The sequence below is a fragment of the Shewanella saliphila genome (genome assembly GCF_014648295.1).
GTDB classification, from domain to species: Bacteria; Pseudomonadota; Gammaproteobacteria; order Enterobacterales; family Shewanellaceae; genus Shewanella; species Shewanella saliphila.
On sequence record NZ_BMQV01000003.1, the window covers coordinates 64,859 to 90,815 of the forward strand.

General features: G+C 44.3%; 19 protein-coding genes. 13 read left to right on the forward strand and 6 right to left on the reverse strand.

Features of this window, described 5'->3' with window-relative positions:
- Position 1: 1 nt before the first annotated feature.
- The 11 genes from mreC (at position 2) to IEY48_RS02905 (ending at position 15,027) form a co-directional block, all read left to right on the forward strand.
- Positions 2–964 (forward strand): rod shape-determining protein MreC, encoded by a 963-nt coding sequence (mreC, locus tag IEY48_RS02855; protein WP_188917051.1) that lies wholly within the window; start codon positions 2–4, stop codon positions 962–964.
- Positions 961–1,452 (forward strand): rod shape-determining protein MreD, encoded by a 492-nt coding sequence (mreD, locus tag IEY48_RS02860; protein ID WP_188917053.1) that lies wholly within the window; start codon positions 961–963, stop codon positions 1,450–1,452. Before mreC ends, mreD begins: the two co-directional genes overlap by 4 nt.
- A 31-nt stretch (positions 1,453–1,483) precedes the next feature.
- The gene (locus IEY48_RS02865; RefSeq protein WP_188917054.1) at positions 1,484–2,071 is read left to right on the forward strand and encodes a Maf family protein; all 588 of its coding nucleotides are present in this window, start codon (positions 1,484–1,486) and stop codon (positions 2,069–2,071) included.
- 91 nt (positions 2,072–2,162) lie between these two features.
- Entirely contained in the window at positions 2,163–3,653 is a 1,491-nt protein-coding gene (rng, locus tag IEY48_RS02870; RefSeq protein ID WP_188917056.1) for a ribonuclease G, read from the forward strand.
- Positions 3,653–7,822 carry a YhdP family protein gene (locus IEY48_RS02875; protein ID WP_188917058.1) on the forward strand — a complete coding sequence of 1,390 codons (4,170 nt, stop codon included), beginning with the start codon at positions 3,653–3,655 and terminating at the stop codon, positions 7,820–7,822. Before rng ends, IEY48_RS02875 begins: the two co-directional genes overlap by 1 nt.
- Entirely contained in the window at positions 7,746–8,582 is an 837-nt protein-coding gene (locus tag IEY48_RS02880) for a carbon-nitrogen hydrolase family protein (RefSeq protein WP_188917060.1), read from the forward strand. Before IEY48_RS02875 ends, IEY48_RS02880 begins: the two co-directional genes overlap by 77 nt.
- A 58-nt stretch (positions 8,583–8,640) precedes the next feature.
- Complete coding sequence (tldD, locus tag IEY48_RS02885) at positions 8,641–10,089, forward strand: metalloprotease TldD (protein ID WP_188917062.1); 1,449 nt, start codon at positions 8,641–8,643, stop codon at positions 10,087–10,089.
- 225 nt (positions 10,090–10,314) lie between these two features.
- On the forward strand, positions 10,315–11,712 hold the full coding sequence (locus IEY48_RS02890; RefSeq protein ID WP_188917189.1) for a TolC family protein: 1,398 nt from the start codon (positions 10,315–10,317) through the stop codon (positions 11,710–11,712).
- Entirely contained in the window at positions 11,702–12,688 is a 987-nt protein-coding gene (locus tag IEY48_RS02895; protein ID WP_160053603.1) for an HlyD family secretion protein, read from the forward strand. The genes IEY48_RS02890 and IEY48_RS02895 overlap by 11 nt, the downstream gene beginning before the upstream one ends.
- 21 nt (positions 12,689–12,709) lie before the next feature.
- On the forward strand, positions 12,710–13,879 hold the full coding sequence (locus IEY48_RS02900; RefSeq protein ID WP_188917191.1) for an ABC transporter permease: 1,170 nt from the start codon (positions 12,710–12,712) through the stop codon (positions 13,877–13,879).
- Positions 13,879–15,027, forward strand: coding sequence for an ABC transporter permease (locus tag IEY48_RS02905; protein WP_188917064.1), 1,149 nt, complete (start codon positions 13,879–13,881; stop codon positions 15,025–15,027). Before IEY48_RS02900 ends, IEY48_RS02905 begins: the two co-directional genes overlap by 1 nt.
- A gap of 152 nt (positions 15,028–15,179) precedes the next feature.
- Here IEY48_RS02905 and IEY48_RS02910 read toward each other — a convergent pair whose 3' ends face one another.
- From IEY48_RS02910 to yjgA, 5 genes are all read right to left on the reverse strand, one after another.
- Entirely contained in the window at positions 15,180–15,692 is a 513-nt protein-coding gene (locus IEY48_RS02910; protein ID WP_188917066.1) for a hypothetical protein, read from the reverse strand.
- 617 nt (positions 15,693–16,309) lie between these two features.
- Complete coding sequence (locus tag IEY48_RS02915) at positions 16,310–17,200, reverse strand: LysR family transcriptional regulator (RefSeq protein WP_229786298.1); 891 nt, start codon at positions 17,198–17,200, stop codon at positions 16,310–16,312.
- A 415-nt stretch (positions 17,201–17,615) separates the two neighbouring features.
- Entirely contained in the window at positions 17,616–18,017 is a 402-nt protein-coding gene (locus IEY48_RS02920) for a hypothetical protein (protein ID WP_188917068.1), read from the reverse strand.
- A 213-nt stretch (positions 18,018–18,230) separates the two neighbouring features.
- Positions 18,231–20,711: an Ig-like domain-containing protein gene (locus IEY48_RS02925; protein ID WP_188917070.1), complete on the reverse strand. Its 2,481-nt coding sequence runs from the start codon at positions 20,709–20,711 to the stop codon at positions 18,231–18,233.
- 47 nt (positions 20,712–20,758) lie between these two features.
- The gene (yjgA, locus tag IEY48_RS02930) at positions 20,759–21,292 is read right to left on the reverse strand and encodes a ribosome biogenesis factor YjgA (protein WP_188917073.1); all 534 of its coding nucleotides are present in this window, start codon (positions 21,290–21,292) and stop codon (positions 20,759–20,761) included.
- A gap of 147 nt (positions 21,293–21,439) precedes the next feature.
- On the opposite strand from yjgA, the gene pmbA reads away from it, so the two are divergent.
- Together pmbA and IEY48_RS02940 are read left to right on the forward strand one after the other, a co-directional pair.
- Positions 21,440–22,819 carry a metalloprotease PmbA gene (pmbA, locus tag IEY48_RS02935; RefSeq protein WP_188917074.1) on the forward strand — a complete coding sequence of 460 codons (1,380 nt, stop codon included), beginning with the start codon at positions 21,440–21,442 and terminating at the stop codon, positions 22,817–22,819.
- Positions 22,820–23,046: 227 nt separating this feature from the next.
- Complete coding sequence (locus tag IEY48_RS02940; protein WP_188917077.1) at positions 23,047–24,417, forward strand: DUF4397 domain-containing protein; 1,371 nt, start codon at positions 23,047–23,049, stop codon at positions 24,415–24,417.
- A gap of 97 nt (positions 24,418–24,514) precedes the next feature.
- Here IEY48_RS02940 and rimO read toward each other — a convergent pair whose 3' ends face one another.
- Positions 24,515–25,921, reverse strand: a complete 1,407-nt coding sequence (gene rimO / locus IEY48_RS02945; RefSeq protein ID WP_188917079.1) for a 30S ribosomal protein S12 methylthiotransferase RimO — start codon at positions 25,919–25,921, stop codon at positions 24,515–24,517.
- Positions 25,922–25,957: the final 36 nt, after the last annotated feature.

Genomic DNA, 25,957 nt, shown 5'->3' on the forward strand with positions numbered 1-25,957 from the left:
TATGAAACCAATTTTCGTTCGTGGCGTTTCTAATCAATTTAGACTAACACTGGCAATTTTATTGTCGGTGGCTTTGCTTGTCGCCAACGATCGGCTTGAGCCTATTCGCCAATCACTCTCTTCAGTATTAAGTCCGCTACAATATTTAGCCAATGTCCCCGGTGTGATATTAGACTGGTCAGCCGAAGCTTTTGCCACACGCAATATGCTTGAAGTGCAAAACAAAGAGCTATTACGCCAACAATTGGTAATGTCAGAACGTTTACAGCGCTTTGAACATGTCCGCCAAGAAAATGAACGCCTGCGCGCCTTACTCGGCTCCCCTGTGCATATGGACTCACGTAAAGTGGTGGCAGAAGTCATGGAAGTTGCTAGCGATCCATTTCGTCAATTTGTGGTGTTAAACCATGGCTCGCAAACCGGTGTTTATGTTGGTCAACCGGTGGTTGATGCTCAAGGCGTTGTCGGCCAGGTGATTGAGGTGAGCGAGTTTACCAGCCGTGTGTTGATGGTGTCAGACAGTACCCATGGTATTCCGGTGCGTGTGACCCGTAACGATGTTCGAGCCATTGCTAATGGCACGGGTGATATTGATCAAATAGAACTTCGCCACGTGGCAAAAAGTACAGATATTATTGCCGGCGATTTATTAGTGACCTCAGGCCTGGGGAATCGCTTTCCTGAAGGCTACCCAGTGGCCCGTGTAATAAGCGTATCTCGCGACGACGGTCAAAGCTATGCGGTGATTAACGCTCAGCCATTAGCCGCGTTGGATCGTATTCGTTATGTGTTATTGATTTGGCCTGATGAAACCAAACCCTTCACGTTACCTGCAGATTTAATCGGTGTGTCGGCCGAGGCTTCTGTTAATGGTGTGCCACAAGCTCAAGCGGAGCAGTCGCAAGCGACACAAGGTAATAACGCTCCAGCGACTCAGTCAAATAGCAATGAGGTGAACCGATGAGTGCCCACATCGCCAATGGCCGCTTAGTGGTATGGCTGACGCTTTTTATCGGAATGATGTTTCAAATCATGCCATTACCGACTATGGTCGAGGCATGGCGCCCTGATTGGTTATTAATGGTTTTGGTGTATTGGGCTATGGCATTACCCCATCGATACAGCATTTTAACTGCGTGGATATTGGGTGTACTGCTTGACGTGTTACTGGGTGCGACCCTCGGTATTCGCTCATTGGCATTGTCGCTGGTGATTTATATTGTCGTATTATTATGTCAACGCTTACGCAACTATCCGCGCTGGCAACAGTCATTAGTTATAGCGGGATTAATTTGTATCTACCATGCATTGATATTTTGGGTTCAATTTGTGGTGGTTGGGGCAACCCCGTTTGATTTCTCCATGTTTTTACCTGCTATTTCGAGCTTATTTATTTGGTGGTGGGTATTTTGGATCTTACGTAATATGCGTCGTCGATATAAAGTACGTTAAGTAGAATGACCTTAAATTAGAGTGAATAAAAATGACTTGGGTACTGGCTTCAACCTCACCAAGAAGAAAAGAATTACTGGCGCAAGCTGGCTTTAGTTACACAGGGTTTAACTTTGAACTTGTCGCACCTGACATCGATGAAACCCCACAACCAGGCGAGCAAGCAGCAGATTATGTGCGTCGTTTGGCCGCCGAAAAAGCCCAAGCGGGTTTACTGTTAAGTCAACATTTTAGCCAAGCTAAAGTGCTAGGTTCAGATACCATAGTTGTGCTCAATGGGGTGATATTGGGAAAACCCGTTGATAGCGAGGATGCCAAACGCATGTTGTCATTATTATCTGGGCAAACCCATGAAGTGATGACCGCTGTTGCGCTCACAGATGGTCAGCAAACATTGACCCGTCTTTGCAGTACGCAAGTCAGTTTTTGTGCGTTATCTGCCGCCGACATTGATGCTTATATAGCTTCAGGTGAACCCATGGACAAAGCTGGTGCTTATGGTATTCAAGCATTGGGCGGCTGTTTTGTTAAGTCGATTAGCGGCAGTTATTCTGCCGTAGTGGGCTTACCGTTAGTTGAAACACGAGAATTATTAGCCTGCATGATGCAGCAAAATTAACCTTTTGCTTTAATCGGTTTTCATACGGTGGCACAAGTGCTGTCAACATTACGATTGGAGCATGACCTGAATACAGGCGGCCTAGAACGGTATGAATATAAAAGCACAGCGTAAAAAAGGCACCGAGCTGCTTATTAATGTCACGCCAACCGAAGCGCGAGTCGCATTGGTTGAGCATGGTGTATTGCAAGAAGTTCACATTGAACGCCGCATGAAGCGTGGTTTAGTGGGTAATATTTATAAAGGTAAAATTAGCCGCGTACTGCCTGGTATGCAAGCCGCCTTTGTGGATATTGGTTTAGACAAAGCCGCATTTTTACATGCCTCCGATATTGTTCCCCATACCGAGTGTGTTGCCGATGTCGAAAAGGGCAATTTCGTGGTGCGCGATATTGCTGAATTGGTGCGCCAAGGGCAGGATATTATGGTGCAAGTGGTAAAAGACCCACTCGGTACCAAGGGGGCGCGTCTTACCACCGACATTACCTTACCATCACGTTATTTAGTGTTTATGCCTGGTTCGAGCCATGTGGGTGTGTCGCAGCGTATTGAGCTTGAAGAAGAGCGCCAACGCCTTAAAAACATCACTTTGCCGTATGTCGATGATGACGGTGGCTTTATTATCCGTACCGCCGCAGAAAATATTGGTGAAGACGAACTGGCACAAGATGCAGCATTTTTACGCCGAGTGTGGGCCAAAGTCAGCGAGCGTCGTAAACGTAAAGGTGCCACGTTACTGTATCAAGACCTTGCCTTACCAGTGCGGATTATTCGTGACTTTGTGGGTACTGAACTTGACCATATTCAAGTGGATTCTCGTCGCACTTATGCTGAGTTACAACAGTTTGCTCAAGAGTTTATGCCTGAAATCGCAGATAAAATTGAGCATTATGCAGGCCCTTCGCCCATTTTTGAGTTGTACGATGTCGAAAACGAAGTGCAGCGCGCGCTAGGGCGTAAAGTAGAGCTTAAATCGGGTGGTTATTTAATCATTGATCAAACTGAAGCAATGACTACCGTTGATATCAATACGGGGGCATTTGTCGGTCATCGCAATTTAGAAGAAACCATTTTTAATACCAACCTCGAAGCAACCCAAGCCATTGCCCGACAGCTGCGTTTACGTAACCTCGGCGGCATTATCATTATCGACTTTATCGATATGACTAACAATGAACATAAAACCCGGGTGCTTGAAAGCCTCAATGCTGCGCTGGCACTTGATCGAGTAAAAACTAGCGTGAGTGGTTTTTCGGGTTTAGGCTTAGTTGAGATGACCCGCAAACGCACTCGCGAAAGTCTTGAACACGTAGTGTGTGGCGAGTGTCCATCATGCCAAGGCACTGGCACTATGAAAACCATAGAAACCGTGTCTTATGAAATCTTCCGCGAGCTTATTCGCTTAAACCGAGCCTATAAAGCTGATGAGTTTTTACTGTATTGCTCGCCAGCGGTATACATGAGTTTAAGCGGTGAAGAGTCGCATTTATTGGCCGAGCTCGAAGTGTACATCGGTAAGCGTATCCGCTTGCAGAATGAACCCTTATACATTCAAAGTAAATATGATGTGGTGATGATGTAGTGTCAACAACCAAGGCAACAACTATCAACAGGATCTGTTGGCAAATATTGGCGATTACGCTGGTGCTTTTTGCACTAGTTGTAAGCCTTATTCGCGGGTTATTGCCTCATGTGCCTGAAGTGCGTACCGAGCTGGTTAATTACCTTTATAGTGAGTACCAACTGCAAGTCTCAGTTGAAGCTTTAAGTGCTGAATGGCAGGCTTTTGGTCCTGCCTTGAGCATTAAAAATTTAACTTTGCCACCACAAGATGCATTACCCATAACGGTTATCAGCAAAAATGTTCACGTCAAGCTCGACTTTTGGCAATCGCTATTTACCCTCAGTCCACAAGTGGAAACAGTGGCATTTGACGGGCTCAGAGTTGCATTAAATCTCGACCAAGTTGCCGACAATAACAACAGTGACAATAGCCAAGCTAAAACCAATTTAGACTGGCTTTATGGCTTATTACTAGAGCAATTAGAACACTTCTCGATTACTGACGCTTCACTGCAACTTATTAGTCGCCAACATGACTATCGGCCTATTTTTGTTGATACGCTTGAGTGGCAAAATACCCAAAACCGTCACCAAGCACAAGGCATGATCCACGTTGATCAACTTGAGTCCCAAAATGAGCAGTTAACATTACAGATTGATCTCAGTGGTGATGGATATCGCCCCGACACTGTTACCGGGCAACTGTATGTGTCGGCTGAATCATTAGATCTCGGTGAATGGGCGTCGCGGCAACATATTACCCCAGAAAACACCAACAATATTGAGCTACAAGGCGTGATAAATCTTGATGCTTGGATGACCTTTGCCAACCGTAAAATACAAGACGGCTTATTAGTATTTAAACCGAGTTGGTTAGAGTGGCGCGATACGGTCAATCAGCAAAAAATAGCGATTGATTCAGGGGTGTTGCAATGGACGCCTGAACAAGGTGGCTGGAAAATAGAGAGCCATGATTTAAACATATCAACAAACCAACAAGCCTGGCCGAAATTAAAGCTGGCCTTTGGTGCTCGTCATGGTGATTTGTTTGGATATATCAATCAAATCACTCCGGCATTATTAAAACCATTGTTACCGCTTGTTCCTGATTTGGGTGTGGCGCAAGTCGACACTTGGCAACAACTTAATCCTCAAGGCACTATAGGCCCTGTTAGGTTATACAAACAAGCGCAGCAACCGTTAATTGCCACCGCTGATATTCAGCAGCTGCAATGGCAACCCTATGCGGCCATTCCAGGGTTAAACCCCATTGATTTGCAATTAACTTGGGCCAATAATCAACTTGATTTTAGCTTGCCACAACAAGCTTATCAGTTTGATTTTAGCGATAGTGCCAATCAGCCGTTAGCTTTACAAGGCGAAGCTATTCAAGGGCGTTTAGATGTTGAACACAAGCGACTCACCATTGCTAATATCAATCTAACTAATGCTGATATTGCGATACAGGCTGGGGTAAACCTAGACTTTAGTTCTTCAAAACACCTTGCGTTAGCGGCAGATGTGAGCGTGCATGATGTCTCGCGGGTTGAACGTTATTTGTCCTTAATTGCCATGAGCCCTAAGTTAGTGGCATACCTCGACAGTGGTTTACAGGCGGGTAAAATTGATCAAGCCCAGGTTATTTGGCACGGCGCGCTAAGTGATTTTCCATATCATGACAGCAGCGGGGTATTTCAAGCACAATTTGCTCTGCAACAAGGTAATTTTAAGTTTCAACCTAATTGGCCAGCGGTGAGTGAGTTAACTTTATCTGCACTGTTTGAAAATGCCTTAATGGATCTGCATATTGACCACGGCATGCTAGGTGATGTTGTGGTTGATGGTGCCCGAGTTTCTATCCCTCAGTTGGGTAAAGAATCATTATTAAAAGTTGAAGCCGAAATAACGGCAGATGCCCAAGCTGCCAGCAAAGTGATTCATAACTCGCCTTTAAAGCGCACTGTGGGGGCAACCCTAGATGTTGTGCAAATAAACCAACCCATAGGAGTTAATTTAGACTTGGCTATCCCGCTTTATAAAGGGGGCAAACAGCTTATCAAGGGCCAGGTAAATTTAAACAATAACCCTATTTATATTGCAACGCCAGGCATACAGCTAAGTAAGGTTAGCGGACAAGTCAGCTTTGTTAATCAGCTAATTGAAGCCAAAGATATTAGCGCGAAGCTGTTTGAGCAACCGTTAACGTTTAATGTTAAAACAGGTAAGCAAAACCAAAACTTTGCCTTAAATATTGATATGGGCGGGCGCTGGGATCTCGACACCTTGCCTAGTAAACTCAATAATCCGCTGAGTGACACATACACTGGTAAGCTCGACTGGAATGGGGCATTGACGATGATTTTTGACCCCAGTGGCTACAGTTTACAAATGTCGGCCTCTTCAGATTTACTCGGCGTAGCACTTGATTTACCCAGCCCTTACAAAAAATCAGCCGTTGAACCTAAAAAACTCCGTGCTGACTTAATTGGCGACAATAAGCAATCATCGTTAAGCATCAAGTTAGGCCAAGATGTTGAGTTTTGGGGGGGCTTTAATCCTGAAAATGGTGGCGACCTGGCATTTTACGATGTGATGGTTGGGCGTCATTTTAAATTAGGCGATAAACTCAAAAAACAAAACGGCCACTTACATTTAGATCTCCCTAAAGTCGAGCTTGAGCAATGGTTGCCCATCATTAAACGTTTTAGTTCAGCTGCAGCCCCTAAAATGGCTGCCTCATCGGTTCGAGACCGCATATTAACCGACAATGAAGTGCCAACGATGGCCAATCAACAGGGCGCCGCAGTTAACCCGACATCATCACCATCTTCATTTCCACGACTGGTAGGTATTCATGCCAATATTGCCAAATTAACCGCATTGGGGCAGTCGTTTGATCAGTTACAGTTTGATGCCGAACCGACTGAATATGTATGGCGCTTTAATGCGCGGTCGGATCAATTTGATGGCCGAATTGATTTTTACTCAAATTGGCGAGACCAAGGGATTAAAGTGGTGGCCAAAAAACTGCGTATTTCTCCGCCGCCACAAACCGTATTACACGGTGAACCGTCATCGACGCCAACTCATACAAGCTTAATCTCGCAATTGCCAACATTGGCCATTGATGTCGATGAATTTAGTCTTTACGACTTGTCGCTAGGGCACCTTGTTTTACAAGGCGTTCCCTCTGAGCAAGGGTATCAATTTCAAACCTTATCACTAACCAAGCCAACCTTGTCTATGCAGGCAAATGGATTGTGGTCAGTAAAAAATGGTGTCGATAATACCGAGTTTGATGTGACCGTTCAGGCCGATAATTTTGAAGACCTATCGGCCACATTAGGAATTAACCCAGGCATAAAAAATGCGCCATTAGATCTTAGTGGTCAATTATCATGGCATGCCGCACCCTACTTATTTTCGCTCGATACCTTAAATGGCCAAATTAAGTTTGCTTTGGGTAAAGGCCATTTGTCGGAGATTAGCGATAAAGGTGCCAGGGTATTTTCGTTATTTAGTTTAGATTCGTTACTACGTAAATTGTCATTGGATTTCTCAGATGTATTTGGCCAAGGGCTGTATTTCAACACCTTTACAGGTAACTTAAACATAGATAATGGCGTGGTAAAAACCACCGACACTGAAATGGATGCCATTGCCGGTAATATGAAGGTAAGAGGCTACACCGACTTAACCACTCAAAGCCTTAATTACGATATTCGTTTTGTGCCGCAGTTGGCTTCAAGTGTGCCTACTGTGGTATTACTGAGCACCAGTGCCTGGACTTTAGGTATAGGTGCATTTGCGCTGACCAAAGTATTGGAGCCCGTTATTGAAGTGATTTCAGAAATTCGTTTTCGAGTGACGGGTACCATGGATAATCCGCAACTTGAAGAGTTAGAGCGTAAGAGTAAAGAAATCGAAATACCCAAAGCGATTTTACCGCAGCCTGATGAAAGCGGTATCGATGGGGCTGAAGATATACCAACTAAAATGAAGGATGCGGAACAACAAAGTCCAGCACCTGAAGCACAACCAACAGCCGAAGCGTCAATTGTTGACGCACCTAAACCAATCACCAATGTCGTGACGCTACAAGGAGCACAATATGCAAATCAGCTTATTACAATGCCAGAGCAGCCGCGACGTTCAAGCCAATCTAGCGTTTATCGACTCGCAGCTTAAACAATTACCACGCGACATTGATGAGCCACAACTTGTGGTACTGCCTGAATGTTGCTTACTGTTTGGCGGCCATGAGAGTCAGCAATTGCAATATGCTGGCAGCGAACATCAAAGCGACCTTAAAACCGCGTTAGCCAATTTAGCTAAACAATATCATGTGTACTTAATCGCAGGCACCATACCGATGCGCGCCGATGACAGTAGAGTATTCAGTCGCTGTTATTTTTTTGATGATCATGGCGTCACCCTAGGTCATTACGATAAACTGCATTTATTCGATGTCGATGTTGCCGATGGCACCAAAACCTACCGTGAAAGTGATACCTTTCACCCTGGCGATCACTTATGTGTGGTTGATACCCCATTTGGTAAAGTGGGGCTTGCCATTTGTTACGATATTCGCTTTGGTGATTTATTTCGGGCATTGCGCTTAGCGGGAGCAGATTACATCGCACTGCCGTCGGCTTTTACCAAAGTGACTGGAGAGGCGCATTGGCAAGTGTTATTACAGGCCAGAGCCATTGAAACTCAATGTTATTTATTGGGTGCTGGTCAATGGGGTCAACATAATCAAGGCAGCCGAGAAACCTGGGGCCATAGTATGATTGTCGACCCATGGGGCAGAGTCATTGCTGAGCGTGCTACCGAGTGCGGTTGGGCACAAGCCAAGGTTGAGCTTAGTGAGTTACAACGTATACGCCAGCAAATGCCGATAATCGGCCATAACCGTTTCATTGCGCCGCAATTAACCCCTGTTTAGGTGGGCGCTTAAGACCTTATTCGCACTATGCGTTAGCTATTAATAAAAGAGAATTTGAATGCCATTTTTAACCCAAGTAGAGCAAAGCTTATTACAAGATGGATTAACCTTAGACGGGCTACAAGGTTACTTAACGACCATTCATCAGCACAATATTGATTTTTCAGACCTGTACTTTCAAGGTTGCCGCCATGAGTCGTGGGTATTAGAAGATGGCATTGTAAAAGAAGGCAGTTTTCATATTGAACGTGGTGTCGGTGTGCGTGCCATTACCGGCGAAAAAACCGGTTTTGCTTATGCAGATGAAATTACCCCAGCAGCATTAGATGCAGCAGCTAAAGCGGCGCGTGGCATTGCCAGTGCGGGCGAGCAACACAAAGTCCAGGCGTTTAAGCGTCAAGCTGCGCATAAACTGTATGACAGCGCCGACCCAATAGCGGCAATGGACGAAGTCAAAAAAATCGACTTACTTAAGCAGGCTGATGCTTATATTCGCAGCCTCGACAGCCGTATTATTCAAGTTGTGGTCAGTTTATCAGGGGTGCACGAAGAGGTATTAATTGCCGCCAGTGACGGAACATTAGCCGCCGACATTCGTCCATTAGTGCGTTTTAATTGCAGCGTTATTTTAGAAGACAACGGCAAGCGTGAACGCGGCAGTGCCGGTGGCGGTGGCCGTCATGACTACAGTGTATTTTTAGCCACTGATGATGCCGGTTTACCGCTAAGTTTTGAATTTGCCCGTGAAGCTGTGCGCCAGGCTCAAGTTAATGTTCATGCTATTGATGCACCGGCTGGCGAAATGCCTGTAGTGTTGGGTCGTGGTTGGCCTGGGGTGTTATTGCATGAAGCCGTAGGTCATGGTTTAGAAGGTGACTTTAACCGTAAAGGCAGTAGTGCATTTAGCGGCAAAATTGGTCAACAAGTGGCATCAACCTTAGTGACCGTGGTAGACGACGGCACTATGGAGAATCGTCGTGGCTCGTTAAGTATTGATGATGAAGGGGTTGTGAGCCAAAAGACCACCCTAATTGAAGACGGTATTTTAAAAGGCTACATGCAAGACAAGCTCAATGCGCGTCTTATGGGCCAAGCCCCTACCGGTAATGGTCGTCGCGAATCATACGCTCATCTACCTATGCCGCGTATGACCAACACCTATATGAATGCAGGCGAGTCTAATCCAGCCGACATTATTAAGTCAGTTAAAAAAGGCATTTACGCGCCTAACTTTGGTGGCGGTCAAGTCGATATCACTTCAGGTAAGTTTGTGTTCTCAGCTTCTGAAGCATATTTAATTGAAGATGGCGAAGTGACTCAAGCCATTAAAGGCGCCACCTTAATTGGTAACGGCCCAGAAGCCATGGGATTAATCTCAATGGTGGGTAATGATTTAGCACTAGATAAAGGTGTTGGTGTGTGTGGTAAAGACGGCCAAAGTGTGCCGGTTGGCGTGGGCCAACCCACATTAAAAATTGACCGTTTAACCGTAGGCGGCACAGCCTAATTAGTCGTTATGATGGGTTTAATGTGAAACATAATCGCACATTAAACTCATCGCACAGTTTCACTTAGCATTAACGATCTTAAAAGTGTGTGCAGCGGATCTCAGTGATACGCTGAGAAAAAAATGGATACAGGGTATAATTCATTAAGAAATAGAGCAAAAACTCTAGGGATGATTATGATTTTAATGAATGTGATTAGACAATGCTTACTGCGCCCTGCACGTATGGCTGGTTGTATTACGCTATGTTTTAGTGCGTTAGCCTTTACCGGTTTAGCTTATGCAGAACCTTTTTCGTTTCCACAGGCGTGGCAACAATTACAGCAAGTGAGTGATCATCTGCAGGCAAAAAACCAACACGTTAACCGTGCTAAAGCTGAAGAGCACGCTGGCGATGCATTAAACTATCCCTCGATTAATATTGCGGGCAGCTATACCCGACTAGAAAAACCGATTGAATTAGACTTACAAGATTTAAACCCACTGGCCTCGCTTGATGCCAGTTCATTACCCAGTACGATAACAGAAGTGTTAGCCACCATCCCCAGTTCAATGTATGTCACACCGTTTACTGAACAAGATGTGTTCCGGGCCAGCTTACAAGCCATGTGGCCAATATACACTGGAGGGCGGATCACGGCTGCACAAGGGATTCATGCCGCACAAGTGTCAGAGTCAGAACAAGAGTTTGAATTAGCTAGCCGTGAGCTATTTTTACAATTAGTTGACCGTTATTATGCGGTGTCGGTAACGCACACCTTGGCTGATACCCAGCAGCAGTTGGTGAACTCGTTAAGCCTACATGTGTCGCATGCTGAAAAGCTCGAGCAACAAGGGCAAATTGCCAAAGTTGAACGCTTAAATGCGCAGGTGGCTCTTGAAAATGCCAAAGTCGATTTCGGTAAGGCTAAGCGCCAATATGAAATGGCTGAAATCGCCCTTGCGCGGATGCTGCATGTGCCAACAGTCAGCCCAGACACCCCATTATTTGTACTCAAGCAACAACCTTCCTTGTCGCGTTTGAGTCAGCTCACCTTAACCCAACACCCCGCACTAAAACTGCTTGAGGCAAAAGAAACCCAAGCCAATGGCTTAGTTGATTTAGAAAAAGGCGGCTATTTTCCAACAGTGTATTTATACGGTAATTACACCCTGTATGAAGACGACAGTTTATTTGCACAAATGGAACCCGACTGGATGGTGGGCGTAGGCGTGAGCATTCCGCTAATAAGCCGTGACGGTCGCAGTGGTAAAGTGTTAGCGGCCAAAAGTGCCTTATTACAAGCGCGATATACCAAGGCGCAAACGAAACAAGATTTAAGCTTATTGATTGATCAAAGTTATCGGCAAATGCTGCAAGCTCAAGAAGAAGTTGAAGCACTGAACGCTTCACTGGCGCTTGCCTCTGAAAACCTGCGCTTACGCGAATTAGCCTTTAACCAAGGCTTATCGACCTCCATTGAGCGCGTCGATGCTGAATTGAATTTAACCGCCGTTAAAACCAAACAATTAGGGGCTAAATATCGTTATATGCAAGCGTATGCCAAAGTGATGGCGGTGAGTGGTCAGGTCGACGAATATATTAATAGAATTGAAATTCAGGGAGCTTCACATGCGAACTAACAGAGTTATCGCAGTATTCGCATTGCTGCTGTTATTGTTATTACTGGGCTATGGCGTCATGTTGGCGTTTACGCCTAAGCCAACTGTGTTACAGGGGCAAATTGAAGCGCGAGAATATAATATCTCCTCTAAAGTACCTGGTCGAGTAGAGCAAGTGTTAGTGCGTAAAGGTGATAAGGTCGCTCAAGGCGATATTTTATTTTCCATTAGTAGCCCAGAGTTAGATGCCAAATTAATGCAAGCCCAGGGTGGGTTAGATGCCGCCACCGCTCAACAACAGCAAGCCAATAATGGCGCAAGACAACAAGAAGTGACCGCAGCACAAGAGCAATGGCGCAAAGCAAAAGCGGCCACTGAGTTACGGATTAAAACTTATCAGCGAGTTGAAAACTTGTTCGAAGAAGGTGTTGTCGCACGGCAACAGCGTGATGAAGCCTACACCCAATGGCAAGCTGCTAAATATACCGAACAAGCCGCTTATGCCATGTACCAAATGGCACAAGAAGGCGCTCGTAGTGAAACCAAAGCTGCAGCAGCAGGGCAAACTCGCATGGCCGAAGGGGCAGTAAAAGAAGTCAATGCCATTTTAGCCGACAGCCAAATGCGCTCACCTAAACAAGCTGAAGTCAGTGACGTATTACTGCAAGCGGGTGAGCTCGCACCCAGCGGTTTTCCTGTGGTGAGTATTATCGATATGAATGATGTGTGGGCGGTCATGCAGGTGCGCGAAGATCAATTGAGCCAATTTAAACAAGGGCAAACTTTAGCTTTAGAGATCCCGGCATTACAACAACAGGTAGAGTTTGAAGTGTCGCACATCAGTGTGATGGGTAACTTTGCCACTTGGCGCTCCACCGAAAGCGGTCACGATTTTGACATGCGCACCTTCGAAGTCGAGTTAACGCCAAAGCAGCCCATTGCTGACTTACGCGTGGGGATGTCGGTATTGTTTCGTGTCGACACGCTTACACAATAAGCTAGGGTAAAAAGCTTAATGATGACAGAATTATTTAAGCGAGAATTCAATGCTCTGTGGCACTCGCCATGGCAGTTGGCCCTGATAAGCTATATTCCACTCATTGGTGTACTGGCATTATGGTGGTTGTTCAGCGCAGGTTTACCACGGCAACTCCCTGTTGCGGTTGTTGATGTCGACAACAGTCAAATTAGCCGTATGTTAACTCGCCAGCTGGCTGCTAACGCTGTGATTGCGCCACAATCCTATGCCAATGAAGCTCAAGCCATAGAGGCAATGCGCCAAACTCAAGTTTATGCCATGGTGGTGTTACCTTATCAGCTAAAAAAAGATCTGCTGACGGGTCAACAGCCCACTATTGATATTCGCTATAACAGTCAGTTTTTGCTGGTGGGTAAATTGCTGTCGAGCCAGTTACAGTTGAGCCTGGCAGAAGGACTGACCCAAGTAGGCCAGCAGCGCTTGTTACTTAATGGCGCTAACAAAGCCACCGTCGATGTTAGTTTGAGCCCCATAACCAATCAAACCACGGCATTATTTAATCGTAATAACAATTATGTCGGCTTTTTAGTGCCGCCCATTTTGATTGCATTGTGGCAATTATTATCGATGTTGGTGTTTATTAATAGCCTCAATCAAGAGTTGGTCCTATACCAAAATCGCTATTATTTTCCTAAACAAATCTGGGCATTAATCGCTACTAAGATTCTGTTTTATAGCCCTATTATGTTACTGCATGGCGGGTTCATCTTATTGTGGTTATATCATTACTTAGGGTTACCTGCCGCAGGCGCATTGGTTGACTTAATGTTAGCGCAGTTAGCAATGTTAATGGCGCTGTGGTTAATGGTATTGGTGATATTTACAGGAATGCGTGACAGTGCTCGTAGCGTGAGCTTTTGCACCGCATTATTTGCCCCAGCGTTTGCATTTATGGGCATTACTTTCCCGGTGAATGATATGCCTTTACTCGCCCAATGGTGGCGCTTAATCATGCCGTCGAGTCATTATATAGATTCTCACGTGAGCGTGATTAGTTATGGGGTCGAATTACCTCATGTATTGGGGCAAATCAGTGGTTATTGGGGCTTTTTATTGTTGTTGCCTTTCATTGTGTTTTTCGCCAATAAAGCCAAAGATGTCCCAAAGATTGATTTAACCTCAAATGATGTTAATCAGGAGCTCAGTTAATGAACCTCTGGCAGTTAATGCTTGCTGAGTTTAAGGCTATTTTTGCCGACAAGGCGATTATGGTGACCCTATTTGGCGGCGTGTTGTTTTATTCGGTATTGTATCCATTGCCGTATTTAAACCAGGTGCCTACCGAGCAACAAGTGGTTGTGGTTGATCATGACAACTCATCGCTGAGCCGTTTAGTGACTCGCCATGCCGATGCCAGTGCCAAAGTTCATATTTTAGCCAACCTTGCCAGCATTGATGAAGCTGAAACCTGGATAAGCGAGGGTAAGGCTCATGGTTTATTGGTGATCCCAGCCAATTTTAGACGTGATTTATTGCTAGGTAAGGGCGCAACGTTAAGCTATGGCGGCGATGCCAGTTACTTTTTAATTTATTCAGCAGTAGCAGAAGGGCTAGTGGCTGCGGGTTTAGATGCCAGTAAACAAGTGCAACTTATCGGTTTACTGGCCCGTGGGCAAAACCCGCAATTGGCTCAGCAAAGTGTTAACTCAATTAATATCAACTCAGTACCTGCATTTAACCCGAGCTTGGGTTACACACCCTATGTGATCCCCGGTCTATTTTTACTGATATTGCATCAAACGTTATTAATTGGCACTGGGATTTTAGGCGCAGGCCAATGGCGAAGACCAGGATATTGGCAGCATGTGAGCCCCGGCGTATTGGTGTTTGCCCGTTTAAGTGTATTTTTACTGATTTATAGTGTGTTCAGTAGTTTTTATTTGGGGTACTGCTTTTATTGGTATCAGGTCAGTGTTGCAGCAACCATTATTGAAGTGGGCTTATTTATGCTGCCATTTTTATTAGCCACATGTGCGTTGGGGATTGTGTTTAGTAGTTTATTTGCTCGGCGCGACTTATCAACTCAGGTGTACTTATTAATGTCGATGCCGGTGTTATTTGTGTCGGGATTTGTATGGCCCATTGCCTTAATCCCTGAACCTTTAGTGATGATATCGCAGATCATTCCTGCTGTACCCGCCATTATGGGAATGCTAGAACTCAATCAACTTGGTGCGGGTTGGTTAGCGGTTATGCCTAAATGGCTGCAGCTTTGGGGATTATTTGCGGTGTTTGCGTGTATTGCCATCATGAGGGTCGCCGCGAGACAAAAACAGGCTAAAGCGATGTTAAGTTAAACGCCGATCACATTCAACATAGCTAAGTGTTGCCGAAGTAAAAAGACAGGCATCGCAATGATTGGCCTGTCTATCGCATCACACTCACTTAGATGTGACTATTTATCACTAACTGAACGAAGCAAACCTTTACGGTTCCTAGGTCTCGCTAATTATAAGGTGCCAGTTTGTGCAGTGTTTAATGCGGCTTCTAAACGTTCTAGGTTATGCTTGTAGATACTGCTGTTATCTACTTTAGCTGCGCGTTTAAAGTCAGCGAGGGCACCCAAGTTATCGTGGTTCATTAATTTCATTACGCCACGGTTGTTGTAAGCGTAAGCACGAACAGACATAGATGGAACAGCCACTAAAGAACGTGCGCTTTTTACTGCGGCACTGCATGCTTTTTGTGCTTTTTCCATGTCAGACATTTGTACGTAACCGGCGCATAAATTCACATTGCGTGAGTAGTCATCCACGGTGTATTTACTTGCTGCTAAAGTTGCGTTTAAGCCTTCTTCTACATGGCCGGTTTGCAATGCATCTACGCCTGGCACATCTTCAACAAGTACCATTTTGTATGCATTGCTACTGATTTGTTGACCTTGGTTGTCGGCCATAACGCTTGCTGATGCGGTCAGTAATAATGTGGCACTGATTAGGCCTGTAATGATGTTCTTGTTCATGATGTTGCTCCTCTAAAATGTCGTAGCGCCGCGCTACAGTTGAACTTTAGTGAAAAGGCATACAGGCGACAAACGATAAAAAACGCATTAATAGATTAAAATTATTCATCTATACATAAAGAGGTACTGGGCGAAGGGTTACCGATGTGAGCGTGCACTGTGTAAAGTGCGATTCCTAGATAATAGTCAAAAAACGTTGAAAAGATGACAGGTCATTGCTTTTAAAAAGTAATTTATAACAATTTCTTAGGTGATTTTTTCCAAAAACTACCCTGTAAAAGCAAAGTGAGATAGCATAAAAAAAGACGCAAAGTGGAGATGACATAAGCTCACTAAGCGCAGATTGATTAAGGATAACAATGAATACACTTCAACACGGTAAATTGCTTGGCTATAGTTTTGTGACTTGGCTGAGTTTTTAGTTGATTGGGTATACAAAGACTTAGGCATCAATTTTGTTTTTTCATACAGGTATTTAAGCTTTTTTTACTTCTCATTTTGGCTTCAATTCCCGTATATAGCCTGGCGAATGGAAAAGGCAGAAGGCCGTCGCTAACATCTCAAGTGTGGCGCAAAAAGTCTGTTAGCATTACCGGTTAGTTCGGTATCTACGTGAGTTAATGGCTTTCATCGTGAAAGCTTTTAAGGATCCAATCGATAAGCAGTTGTACTTCTGGGCGCTGCTGTTCGTTGGTGTGACGCACAAGGTAATAACGGTCGTGGCTGAACAGAGGGTGGCTAAATAGCGGAATAAGGGTTTTATTGTCAAACCATGCTTGGCTGATGGGCAAGGGGATTAATGCTACGCCCAGGCCTTGTTCTGCCGCGCGGGCAACGCTAAACATGCTGTCTAATTGGATGATTTGCTTAGGTTGAAAACCATCAAACCCGACGCTTTCTGCCCATTGATGCCAAGCGTATGGTCTGGCTTTATGCAGTATTAACGGTACTTTAGTTAACGCGTTAAACCCCTGTGACGCTAACTCGCTATGAATTTGTGGGTTACATGCGGGTATATAGGTGATGGGGAATAAATCATAAATATCGTCAGTAGTTTGTTGTTTACCTGACAACATAATAGAGACGTCGGTGTGCTTAATGGCATCGGTGCGCGACTTTATGGTTTCAAGCTTGAGGTTGATATTAGGGTATTTAGATGACCAGCCAATCAGTTTAGGCATAAACAGTTCGCTGGCAAAAAATTCTGGCATCGAAATACTGACCTCGAGCATCCGGTCTGATTGGTTGAATTCGCTGACGGTATTGACCAATTGTTGCATTACCGGCTCAATGGCCTGGTAAAAACGCGATCCCACTTCTGTTAGGGCTATTGAACGAGTTTGACGAATAAACAATTGCTGATTGAGAGTTTCTTCTAGCTGCTTAATTTGGTGGCTAACCGCAGACGGCGTAAGGTACAGCTTTTTAGCTGTTTCTTTAAAGCTTAAGCATTCAGCAGCAACGCAAAAACAACGTAGGCCGCGCATAGAGGTATGTAAAGGGATCATTTAATTCTCAACAACAAAGCTATTTGTATCATTCTTACGAGTAACATGGCTGCATAATTAATATTGCAGCACAATTCACATCATTACATCAGTATTACGGATTATATACGAATAACAATCATGCATGAGTGGTTATCTATAGTGCAGGTTACTCGGTTACTTGTAACAAGGGTTCTATTAATTAATGACACTAAGATGACTTCACTCAAGTTACTTTGTATACAAAGGTAGCTTATAAAAATATAACAGCAGCAAAGATTAGACCACACTATAAAATCATATAAAAACATAATCTTGCAATGTAAGTTATGAGCGAGGTGAATCGTATTAGTGCTTTATTGAAAACCATGCGCACCATAGGTGTGCAATTGTCCAAAGCAAAGTAAGCAGGGCTAGCGCTTAATGGGTTTATCAATTAGAAATAAAGTGTTTCTTTCTGCTCGCCATCAATAAAGATGTCACACTTGTCAGCAGTGCTGTTTTTTGTTGATTGAACAATACTGGCCACAACACCAAAAGCACCGCCTTGATCACCTAAAACAGAACCAAAATAGCAATCGCCTTTAACAGCCATACCATTTAACTTAGCGTTAAGGTGTTGGGTTGGGGTCATTGGCGGGAATCGACCTTGCATGATTGCGTCGCCATTGGCGATTAGTTGCAGTTTGTTTTTTTCTTTGTCGTATATGCCACCAAATACAATCGTTTGGTCATTGACTACCACAGTCTTATTTTGTGCCACGATAGGTGGCTTTGCAGCACAAGCGCTTAGTAGCACGCCTGCGGTTAAAGTAGAAAGTACATAAAGTTTGCGCATTATTGTTCCTTAGTATGCGTCGAGAAACGTTTACCTGTTTCTCGGATAAATAAACTAGCCCTGTTTATCATTGGGTTACGCAGATGATAGATTGAAATACTCAGCAAAAGGTTTACGGTATTCTCGTTGCCATTGTAACAACTTATCAACAAATTCCAATCACAAAAAAGCCTGCGTATTCAGCAGGCTTTTATTTATGGTAATGATGATGAGTTACAGCAAGGTGACAAAGAAGCTCAGTTCAGTCACTACGCCTTTTGGTGTGGTGGCGGTTAAGGTCACGAAGCTAGTGCCCGTGTTGTCATCATTGGTTATCGTAAATGAAGTGGAGGTGCCGCCTGCTGAGTTACGGTCGGGTACCGTGTATCCAGAGAATGTTAACTCCCCCTCACTGCTGCTCACAGATAAGGTTGTGCCAGACGGTAATATTTGGTCAGCACTGTCGCTGAGTACCACAGTAAATGTCGCTGAGTCGCCATTGGCGATATCCTGAATGTCAGTATCAAAATCATTAATCACTGAACCATTTTGGCTTACTGTAAAGTTGGCCGTTGACCCAGACATGGTTAATACTAATGCTTTACGGATGTACGTTGTCATAGCCGAGCTATCACATAAACTGCCCTGGCATTGAGGGCCGTTAAATACACCGTCGGCTGCTTGATAGGTGCTACTTGATTGCGTATTGAAATACACCTCTGCAGACTGGCGATCGCCCGACTCATCGTCATCTCTAAAGGCGTCAGGTAAATCAACAAAGCCACTGTCTTGATAGGTTTCAACATCCATGCCGTTACCGCTACAGGCAACAGACGTTGTACCACTTAAACAGCCGTTAACGGCGCTGCCATCGTCATCATCAAACACGTTATTGCCATTGGTATCGAAAAAGGTTTCGTGACCTAGTGCGTAAGCTAAAATGGTGATGCGATGATCGGTTACCCGTGGTGATGTTGATGTCCAGGTGACGGCGCAGGTACCGCTTACGATGCTACATGATGGTTCAATTTGACCACCTTCCGTTGTAAAGTTAACTGTGGTGTCGTCTGGTGCTGGGTTACCAAAGCTGTCTGATGCATAAACTGTAATCGTGACATCTTCGCCATTGTAGTCGCCCGCTTCAGGATTTGAGCTTGACGCCGAGATACTAAAGCCTAATTGCTGCGGCAGTCCGGTATTGACTGTGAGTTGTTCTGATTGGCTAGTAATGGTGTCACCTGTGTCGGCATCGGTTGTTGATGCCATCACGCGCACAGGGGTCGGAATAGTACCAGCTTGAACTCTCACACTTACAACACCTTCAGAGTTACTGATGCTGCTGTCTGTTGTTTCGCCATTAGAAAATTGTAAGCCACCAACCGTGGTGTCGAGGCTAAATTCAACCTCTTGTTGAGCTGCTGGTTGGCCATTAGCGCTGCTTACCAAGAAGGTCACCAAAGAAGACTCTGTGGTATCTGTACCCCCCGAACCTTTGATGCGGATTTGAGTTGGGTCTGCCGACACAAAGCTAATATTGGATAATGTTTGGCGCGCCAATGTAAAAGGTAAGCTCGCGCTTAAGCTTGTGTCATTAACGGTTGCACTGGCTACAATGGTGTCAGTGCTTTCACTATTGCCACTACAACTGGTGTCTGAAAACGTCGAGCTGGCTGAGCCTGACACTGTGGTGACCGGTGAGTCTAAGGTTGCATTGTCGTTGGTTGTACAGTCTGAACTAAAGCTAATACTGATAGGGCTTTGTAAGCGGGTAATCGTGCCATCGTCTGCTTCTGTCACTAGGGTGGCGGTTACGCCAAATGAGCCGCCCGCGCTAATGGTGTAATTACCCTCAGTATCGGCTGTTAAGGTTGTCGCTAATAGGTTTTCAACAAATTCGTCGCTGTCATTGTAAGAGCCCATCATTACCGTGCCGTCAGTCGTAACATCGGTCGATGCAAGCACTTCATAGGCGCTGGTCGCGGTTAATGTGGTGTCTTCATATTCTGCGGTGGCGGTAAGAAGGCTAGCCCCTAATTCTGAATCAGTAGGCGTAAAGCTTAACGTTGCAACGCCAGAGTCTGTAGTGAGCGCGGTAGTGGGAGATAACGTGGCGCTGCCAGCGTTAAAGGTCACAATTTGGTTAGCTATGCCCTGGTTTTCGCTGTCGGTTAGCGTTGCATTAAGTTGTACTGTGTCATCCACATTAAAACGGGTAATCACTCCGCTACTGTCACTGATTGACACGGTAAAGTTTAGCGCTTCTACAGGGGCTGTGGTGTTGTACTCTTTAAATTGGTAGTTACGACTGTCGCTAACACTGTCATCGTCATCAGAGGTGTAGGTTGCCGTTAACGTGCCAGCTTCTGTGCTGGTAGAGGTAATAAAAGTCGTTGCGATGCCGCTTGTATCGGTTAATACAGATGCATTGCTTAAGGTGGCATTGCTGGTACTAAACTCGATAAGTGCACCACTGACATTGGCACTGCCTAATGTCAGTGTGGCTACGGCGCAAATGCTGTCATTGAGATCAAAGACTAAACTGTCGGTACTGGCATCACATTGGCCATTTACTACATCCTGGTAGCTAACCGACAGGCTATAACTGTCATCTGATGTATCTGAGTCAGTGCCATCTGCAGCACCGTTACAACCTGTAAATAACAATATTGAAGCAAAAGATAAAAAAAGTGCACGTATCGTTGTTTCAAGCTGCATTAGCCACATCCTTATTTCGATTAATCAGACTATTTTGAGTATAGAGTTTATTCTTTTATCTCAGCACGTAAGTATTTAAACAATTCTTTAGACGACTTTGATTCTGGGCCTTTGGCTAATTCTTTATTAGCTTGGCGGATCAATTGACGCAATTTTTGACGCTCTAGCTGTGGGTGTTGATCCAATAAACTTTGGACTTCATCGTCACCGTTAGCCAGCAAGCGCTCGCGCATCTTTTCAAAGATTTGTAACTGAGCGGCTTCATTATTGTTCTTATTCAAGACTTTATCTAGTGCTGCTTGAATAGGTTCGTGATCAAAGCCACGCATTAGCTTACCGATGTATTGCAAATGGCGGCGATACGCTTCGGTTTTTTGCTTAATGAGTTTTGATTTTAAGACAGCGTCGTAAAGAAACTCATCTAAATCCATTTTATCTAGTTGAGTTTTACTTAGCGCAACTAAGCGCATGCCAAGTGCTTGAGCATCTTCGCTTTCTTTTTTAAATTCTGTTCTGCTGACGTAATCGTCATCGTTATCATAGGGCTGCTGAAAGTGTTCAGAATCGCCAACAATCTTCATAGTCTTAAACCTCGAGTCAATATGGGCTAATGATAGCATTTATTTGGCATTGAATATGCAGATTTTATTCAACATGATCGCTTGGTTATCAATCGGCTTTTTTATTTGATATGCTAGCGACAATTAGACTAATTAAAGAGTAAATTTGTGGCTTCTCATCCTTCTTCAGCGCCTAGCGCCAGTGACACAACACCAAGAATTGATTCTGAATTATCAGCACTAAAAGATGCCGTCGCCGTAGCATTAGAGTACGCTAAACAACTAGGTACCACTGCCGCCGAAGTGGCCATTAGTAAGCAGCAAGGTTTATCGGTGTCGACACGTGAAAAAGAAGTCGAAACTGTCGAGTTTAATAAAGACGGTGCATTAGGTATTACCATTTACCGTGACGGTCGCAAAGGTAACTCTTCTACTTCAGATCTGAGCCCTGAGGCAATTCGTGAAGCGGTAAGAGCGGCAGATGGTATTGCTAAATACACCTCAGAAGATCCCTTTAGTGGCTTAGCTGATGCTGAGTTAATGGCGCAAGATATTCGTGATTTACAGCTATATCATCCACAAGATATTGATGCTGAAGAGTTAGCGCAATTGGCCATTCGTGCAGAAGCGGCCAGTTTGTCAGTTGATAGCCGTATTCGTAATTCAGATGGTGCTTCAGCCAATGCGCACACTGCTGCTAAAGTTTATGGTAATAGCCATGGTTTTTTAAACGGTTACTGCAGCTCGCGCTACAGCTTAAGTTGTGTGGTGATTGGCGAAGAGTCAGACGGCAATATGCAGCGTGATTACGATTATACCGTCGCCCGCAAATATCAAAATTTGTTGTCGCCAGAGTCTGTTGGTCAACAGGCTGCCAATAAAACCTTAAGTCGTTTAGATGCGCGTAAAATTGCCACGGCTAAAATGCCTGTCTTGTTTGCACCAGAAATTGCCACAGGGCTTATGGGCCATTTAATTGGTGCTATTAGCGGCAGCAGTATTTATCGCAAGTCGAGTTTTTTACTAGATGCGATAGGTACCCAGGTGTTTCCTGAGTGGTTTAATATTGAAGAACAGCCACATTTAGTCGGGGCCTTAGCCAGCGCAAATTACGACAGCGAAGGTGTTGCAACGCAGTCGCGCCGCATTATCGACAACGGTCAACTTGCGACTTACCTTCTAACCAGTTACTCAGCTCGTAAACTCAGCATGACTAATACTGGTCATGCTGGTGGTATTTACAACTGGACCTTAAGTCATACAAATCAAACCTTTGACGACTTAGTTAAAGCAATGAACACAGGTTTGATTGTGACCGAAGTAATGGGCCAAGGAGTGAATGGTGTTACTGGCGATTACTCACGCGGTGCAGCTGGTTTTTATGTTGAAAACGGTGAAGTACTTTACCCCGTTGAAGAAATTACCATAGCAGGTAACTTAAAAGATATGTTCAAAGGGATTCAAGGCATAGGTAAAGATCGTGACTTACGTTCATCGGTTCGTACCGGTGGTATTTTACTGAGCGAAATGAAGATCGCCGGCAACTAGTTTATTACAAATTAGCAGGGCGAATGTGGAGTCAGCTTAACGCGCTTAGTCTATTTTTTGCTCGATTGTACGATTTAAAATCTCTTACCGGTCGATAATCGTTTTTTTTATAACCAATTTGGATTAGATTGACGTTTTATATACCAACTTTACACTTCTTTACGGTCGTTTACGCATACAAAGAGTCATAATACTGCGAATGTAGCTAAGTGGTTAATGGAGCAATTATGTTTAACAAGAAATTAGGCCAGTTGATATTAATATCAGCGGTTGGAACTGTGATGTTCGGTTGTGGTTCTGACAGTTCAGATAGTAGTAGCAGCGATGTTGCTTATGTACAGTATTACAATGCCTCACCAAACAGTACCTCAACGTCGTTAGTGCTTGATGACTATTCGTACACAGCAATTGACTTTGCTGATGCTATGCCGCGTTATGGCTACAGTACTGGCAGCGTAGATTTAGAGATTGAAGGCCAGGATGAAGATGGCGAAACCGTTACCATATACACTGACACAGTGGACATGGATGACGATGATAACCACTTATTTGTGCTCCATGGTGATTATACCGATCCACAATTACTAGACATTAATTACAACCGTGAAGATATGGACGATCTTAACGCGGATGATGATTATGAATACAGTAAAATGCAGGTGCTTATTGCCAACGTAGCTACTGATGAAGGCACATTTGATGCGTATATCTCTCTTGATACTCAAGACTTTGATGAAGCGGTAATGTTAGGCTCTGTGGGTTATGGTACTTACAGTGACTCAATGATCCTCGACACTGAAGATTACATTGTTTATTTGACCGAAGCTGGCTCTACAGATGTAGTTTACACTACAGGTAGCATGGATTTTACCACTGAAACTGTTTACAAATTGGTTATCCGCAATAGCTTTGGAGCTGGTGATCTTAAAATCAATATCGACAGTGTTGATTCAACAACAACAGTCGATAATTATGCAGCGTTAGAATCAACAGCAGACTATCGAATATTCAATGGCCTTGAAACTCAAAACATTGATGTGACGGTATCGAGCCAACAAGAAACTCAATACCTGTATGATGTTGCTGCATTTTCAGTATCTGACTATCAATCAACGTCATTTAATGATTATGGTATTACTGTAAAAGATGCGACAACCAAAACACAGCTATTTAATAACTTGCTTGTGACGTTTGAACAAGATGATGTGAAATCAGTGCTTGTATATCAAAACGAAGACGGTTCAGTGGAAGGGATGGAAATTACTCAAGACCTTCGTCCACGTGCATATGAATATAAAGTCGATGTCGTTAACTTGTCTTATGACTACGATGATCTGAGCGTGTATTTTGTCCGTGATTCAGAAACCATTGAAACGGCTGAATATACGTTAACCGATTTAGACTTCGTTGAAGAGCAAAGCACAACATTACCAGAAGACTTTTACGAAATTAATATCGTCTATGAAGCTGACAACGGCACTCAAACTCTGATTTATCAGTCTGAGACTTTAGATATTAGTGGCGACAGCAACTTTACTTTTGTACTGACACCAGACAGTACAAGTACACTAGGTCATAGATTGACCATGCTAGAATAATTCATTGAAATAATGATTTAGCAAAACAAAAAGCCGATATCACAGATATCGGCTTTTTAATTTATTGCGTTTCTGACTCATCCGCTAAGCAAACAGGTTAATCTTCTACTTTAACGCCCCACACATCGTGCTCGTCGGCATGAATAATTTGTACCCAAACTTGGTCGCCTGGTTGCACGTCAAACTCGTCGGTTAAATACACTTTACCGTCAATTTCTGGCGCGTCCATGTAGGAGCGACCTACAGCACCTTCGGTGTTCACTTCATCAATTAAGATTAAATACTCTTGACCAATACGGGCTTGCAGTTTGTCGGCACTGATCTGTGCCTGAACCGCCATAAAGCGTTGTAAACGGTCTTCCATAACATCTTCTGGCACATGGTCTGGTAAATCGTTAGCTTTAGCGCCTTCTACTGGCGAGTATTTAAAACAGCCTACGCGATCAAGCTGTGCTTCTTCTAAAAAGTCTAATAGCTCTTCAAACTCTTCTTCGGTTTCACCCGGGAAACCAACAATAAAGGTTGAGCGAATCACTAATTCAGGACAAATCTCGCGCCATTTTGCGATGCGCTCTAACACTTTGTCTGAGCTGCCTGGGCGTTTCATTAATTTAAGGATACGCTTATTGGCATGCTGAAACGGAATATCTAAATATGGCAGAATTTTACCTTCGGCCATTAATGGAATAATGTCGTCCACATGCGGGTAAGGGTAAACATAGTGCAAACGTACCCACACACCTTGCTTAGCGAGCTCTTCACACAGCTGCTGCATGTGAGTTTTCACTGGCATGCCATCCCAAAATGCGGTTTTATGTTTTACATCAACGCCGTAAGCAGAGGTGTCTTGCGAAATGACTAATAGCTCTTTTACGCCTGCGTTCACTAAACGCTGGGCTTCATCGAGTACATCACCAATCGGGCGAGAGTCTAAATCGCCGCGCATTGATGGAATAATGCAGAAGGTACAACGGTGATTACAGCCTTCTGATATTTTCAAATAGGCGTAATGCTTCGGCGTGAGTTTGACGCCGTGATCAGGCACCAGGTCCATCAGTGGATTGTGTTTAGGTTTTTCAACATGCAGGTGTACTTGTTTAAGCACTTCATCATAGGCATGTGGGCCGGTAACGCCTAGCACGTTAGGGTGAAGTTCAACAATTTCATCTTTCTTAACGCCTAAACAACCTGTTACGAGCACTTTACCGTTGGCGGCTAATGCTTCGCCAATCGTTTCTAACGACTCTTGTACCGCGCTATCAATAAAGCCACAGGTGTTCACAATAACCAAATCGGCATCGTCATAGCTGTTGGTGACATCATAACCTTCGGTGCGTAATTGAGTGAGGATCCGTTCTGAATCGACTAAATTTTTTGGACAGCCCAGAGATACAAAGCCAATTCGATTACCAGTGTTAGGGGCACTTGTGCTGTTAGCAGCAAGGGTTTTTACTGGAATATCGAGCGTAGTTGTTTGCTTGGGTGTAAAGGTTTCAACTGTCATAAAATCTCACACATAGAGGTTGCGATTAATGTTAAT

Excerpts from the sequence above, each read along its gene's own strand:
- IEY48_RS02865 (WP_188917054.1), top strand. The coding sequence starts at position 1,484 with ATGACTTGGGTACTGGCTTCAACCTCACCAAGAAGAAAAGAATTACTG.
- IEY48_RS02900 (WP_188917191.1), top strand. The coding sequence starts at position 12,710 with ATGACAGAATTATTTAAGCGAGAATTCAATGCTCTGTGGCACTCGCCA.
- mreC (WP_188917051.1), top strand. The coding sequence starts at position 2 with ATGAAACCAATTTTCGTTCGTGGCGTTTCTAATCAATTTAGACTAACA.
- IEY48_RS02920 (WP_188917068.1), bottom strand. The coding sequence starts at position 18,017 with ATGCGCAAACTTTATGTACTTTCTACTTTAACCGCAGGCGTGCTACTA.
- IEY48_RS02895 (WP_160053603.1), top strand. The coding sequence starts at position 11,702 with ATGCGAACTAACAGAGTTATCGCAGTATTCGCATTGCTGCTGTTATTG.
- rng (WP_188917056.1), top strand. The coding sequence starts at position 2,163 with ATGAATATAAAAGCACAGCGTAAAAAAGGCACCGAGCTGCTTATTAAT.
- IEY48_RS02910 (WP_188917066.1), bottom strand. The coding sequence starts at position 15,692 with ATGAACAAGAACATCATTACAGGCCTAATCAGTGCCACATTATTACTG.
- rimO (WP_188917079.1), bottom strand. The coding sequence starts at position 25,921 with ATGACAGTTGAAACCTTTACACCCAAGCAAACAACTACGCTCGATATT.
- IEY48_RS02915 (WP_229786298.1), bottom strand. The coding sequence starts at position 17,200 with ATGATCCCTTTACATACCTCTATGCGCGGCCTACGTTGTTTTTGCGTT.
- IEY48_RS02940 (WP_188917077.1), top strand. The coding sequence starts at position 23,047 with ATGTTTAACAAGAAATTAGGCCAGTTGATATTAATATCAGCGGTTGGA.
- IEY48_RS02890 (WP_188917189.1), top strand. The coding sequence starts at position 10,315 with ATGGCTGGTTGTATTACGCTATGTTTTAGTGCGTTAGCCTTTACCGGT.
- IEY48_RS02905 (WP_188917064.1), top strand. The coding sequence starts at position 13,879 with ATGAACCTCTGGCAGTTAATGCTTGCTGAGTTTAAGGCTATTTTTGCC.
- IEY48_RS02880 (WP_188917060.1), top strand. The coding sequence starts at position 7,746 with ATGCAAATCAGCTTATTACAATGCCAGAGCAGCCGCGACGTTCAAGCC.
- yjgA (WP_188917073.1), bottom strand. The coding sequence starts at position 21,292 with ATGAAGATTGTTGGCGATTCTGAACACTTTCAGCAGCCCTATGATAAC.
- mreD (WP_188917053.1), top strand. The coding sequence starts at position 961 with ATGAGTGCCCACATCGCCAATGGCCGCTTAGTGGTATGGCTGACGCTT.
- tldD (WP_188917062.1), top strand. The coding sequence starts at position 8,641 with ATGCCATTTTTAACCCAAGTAGAGCAAAGCTTATTACAAGATGGATTA.
- IEY48_RS02925 (WP_188917070.1), bottom strand. The coding sequence starts at position 20,711 with ATGCAGCTTGAAACAACGATACGTGCACTTTTTTTATCTTTTGCTTCA.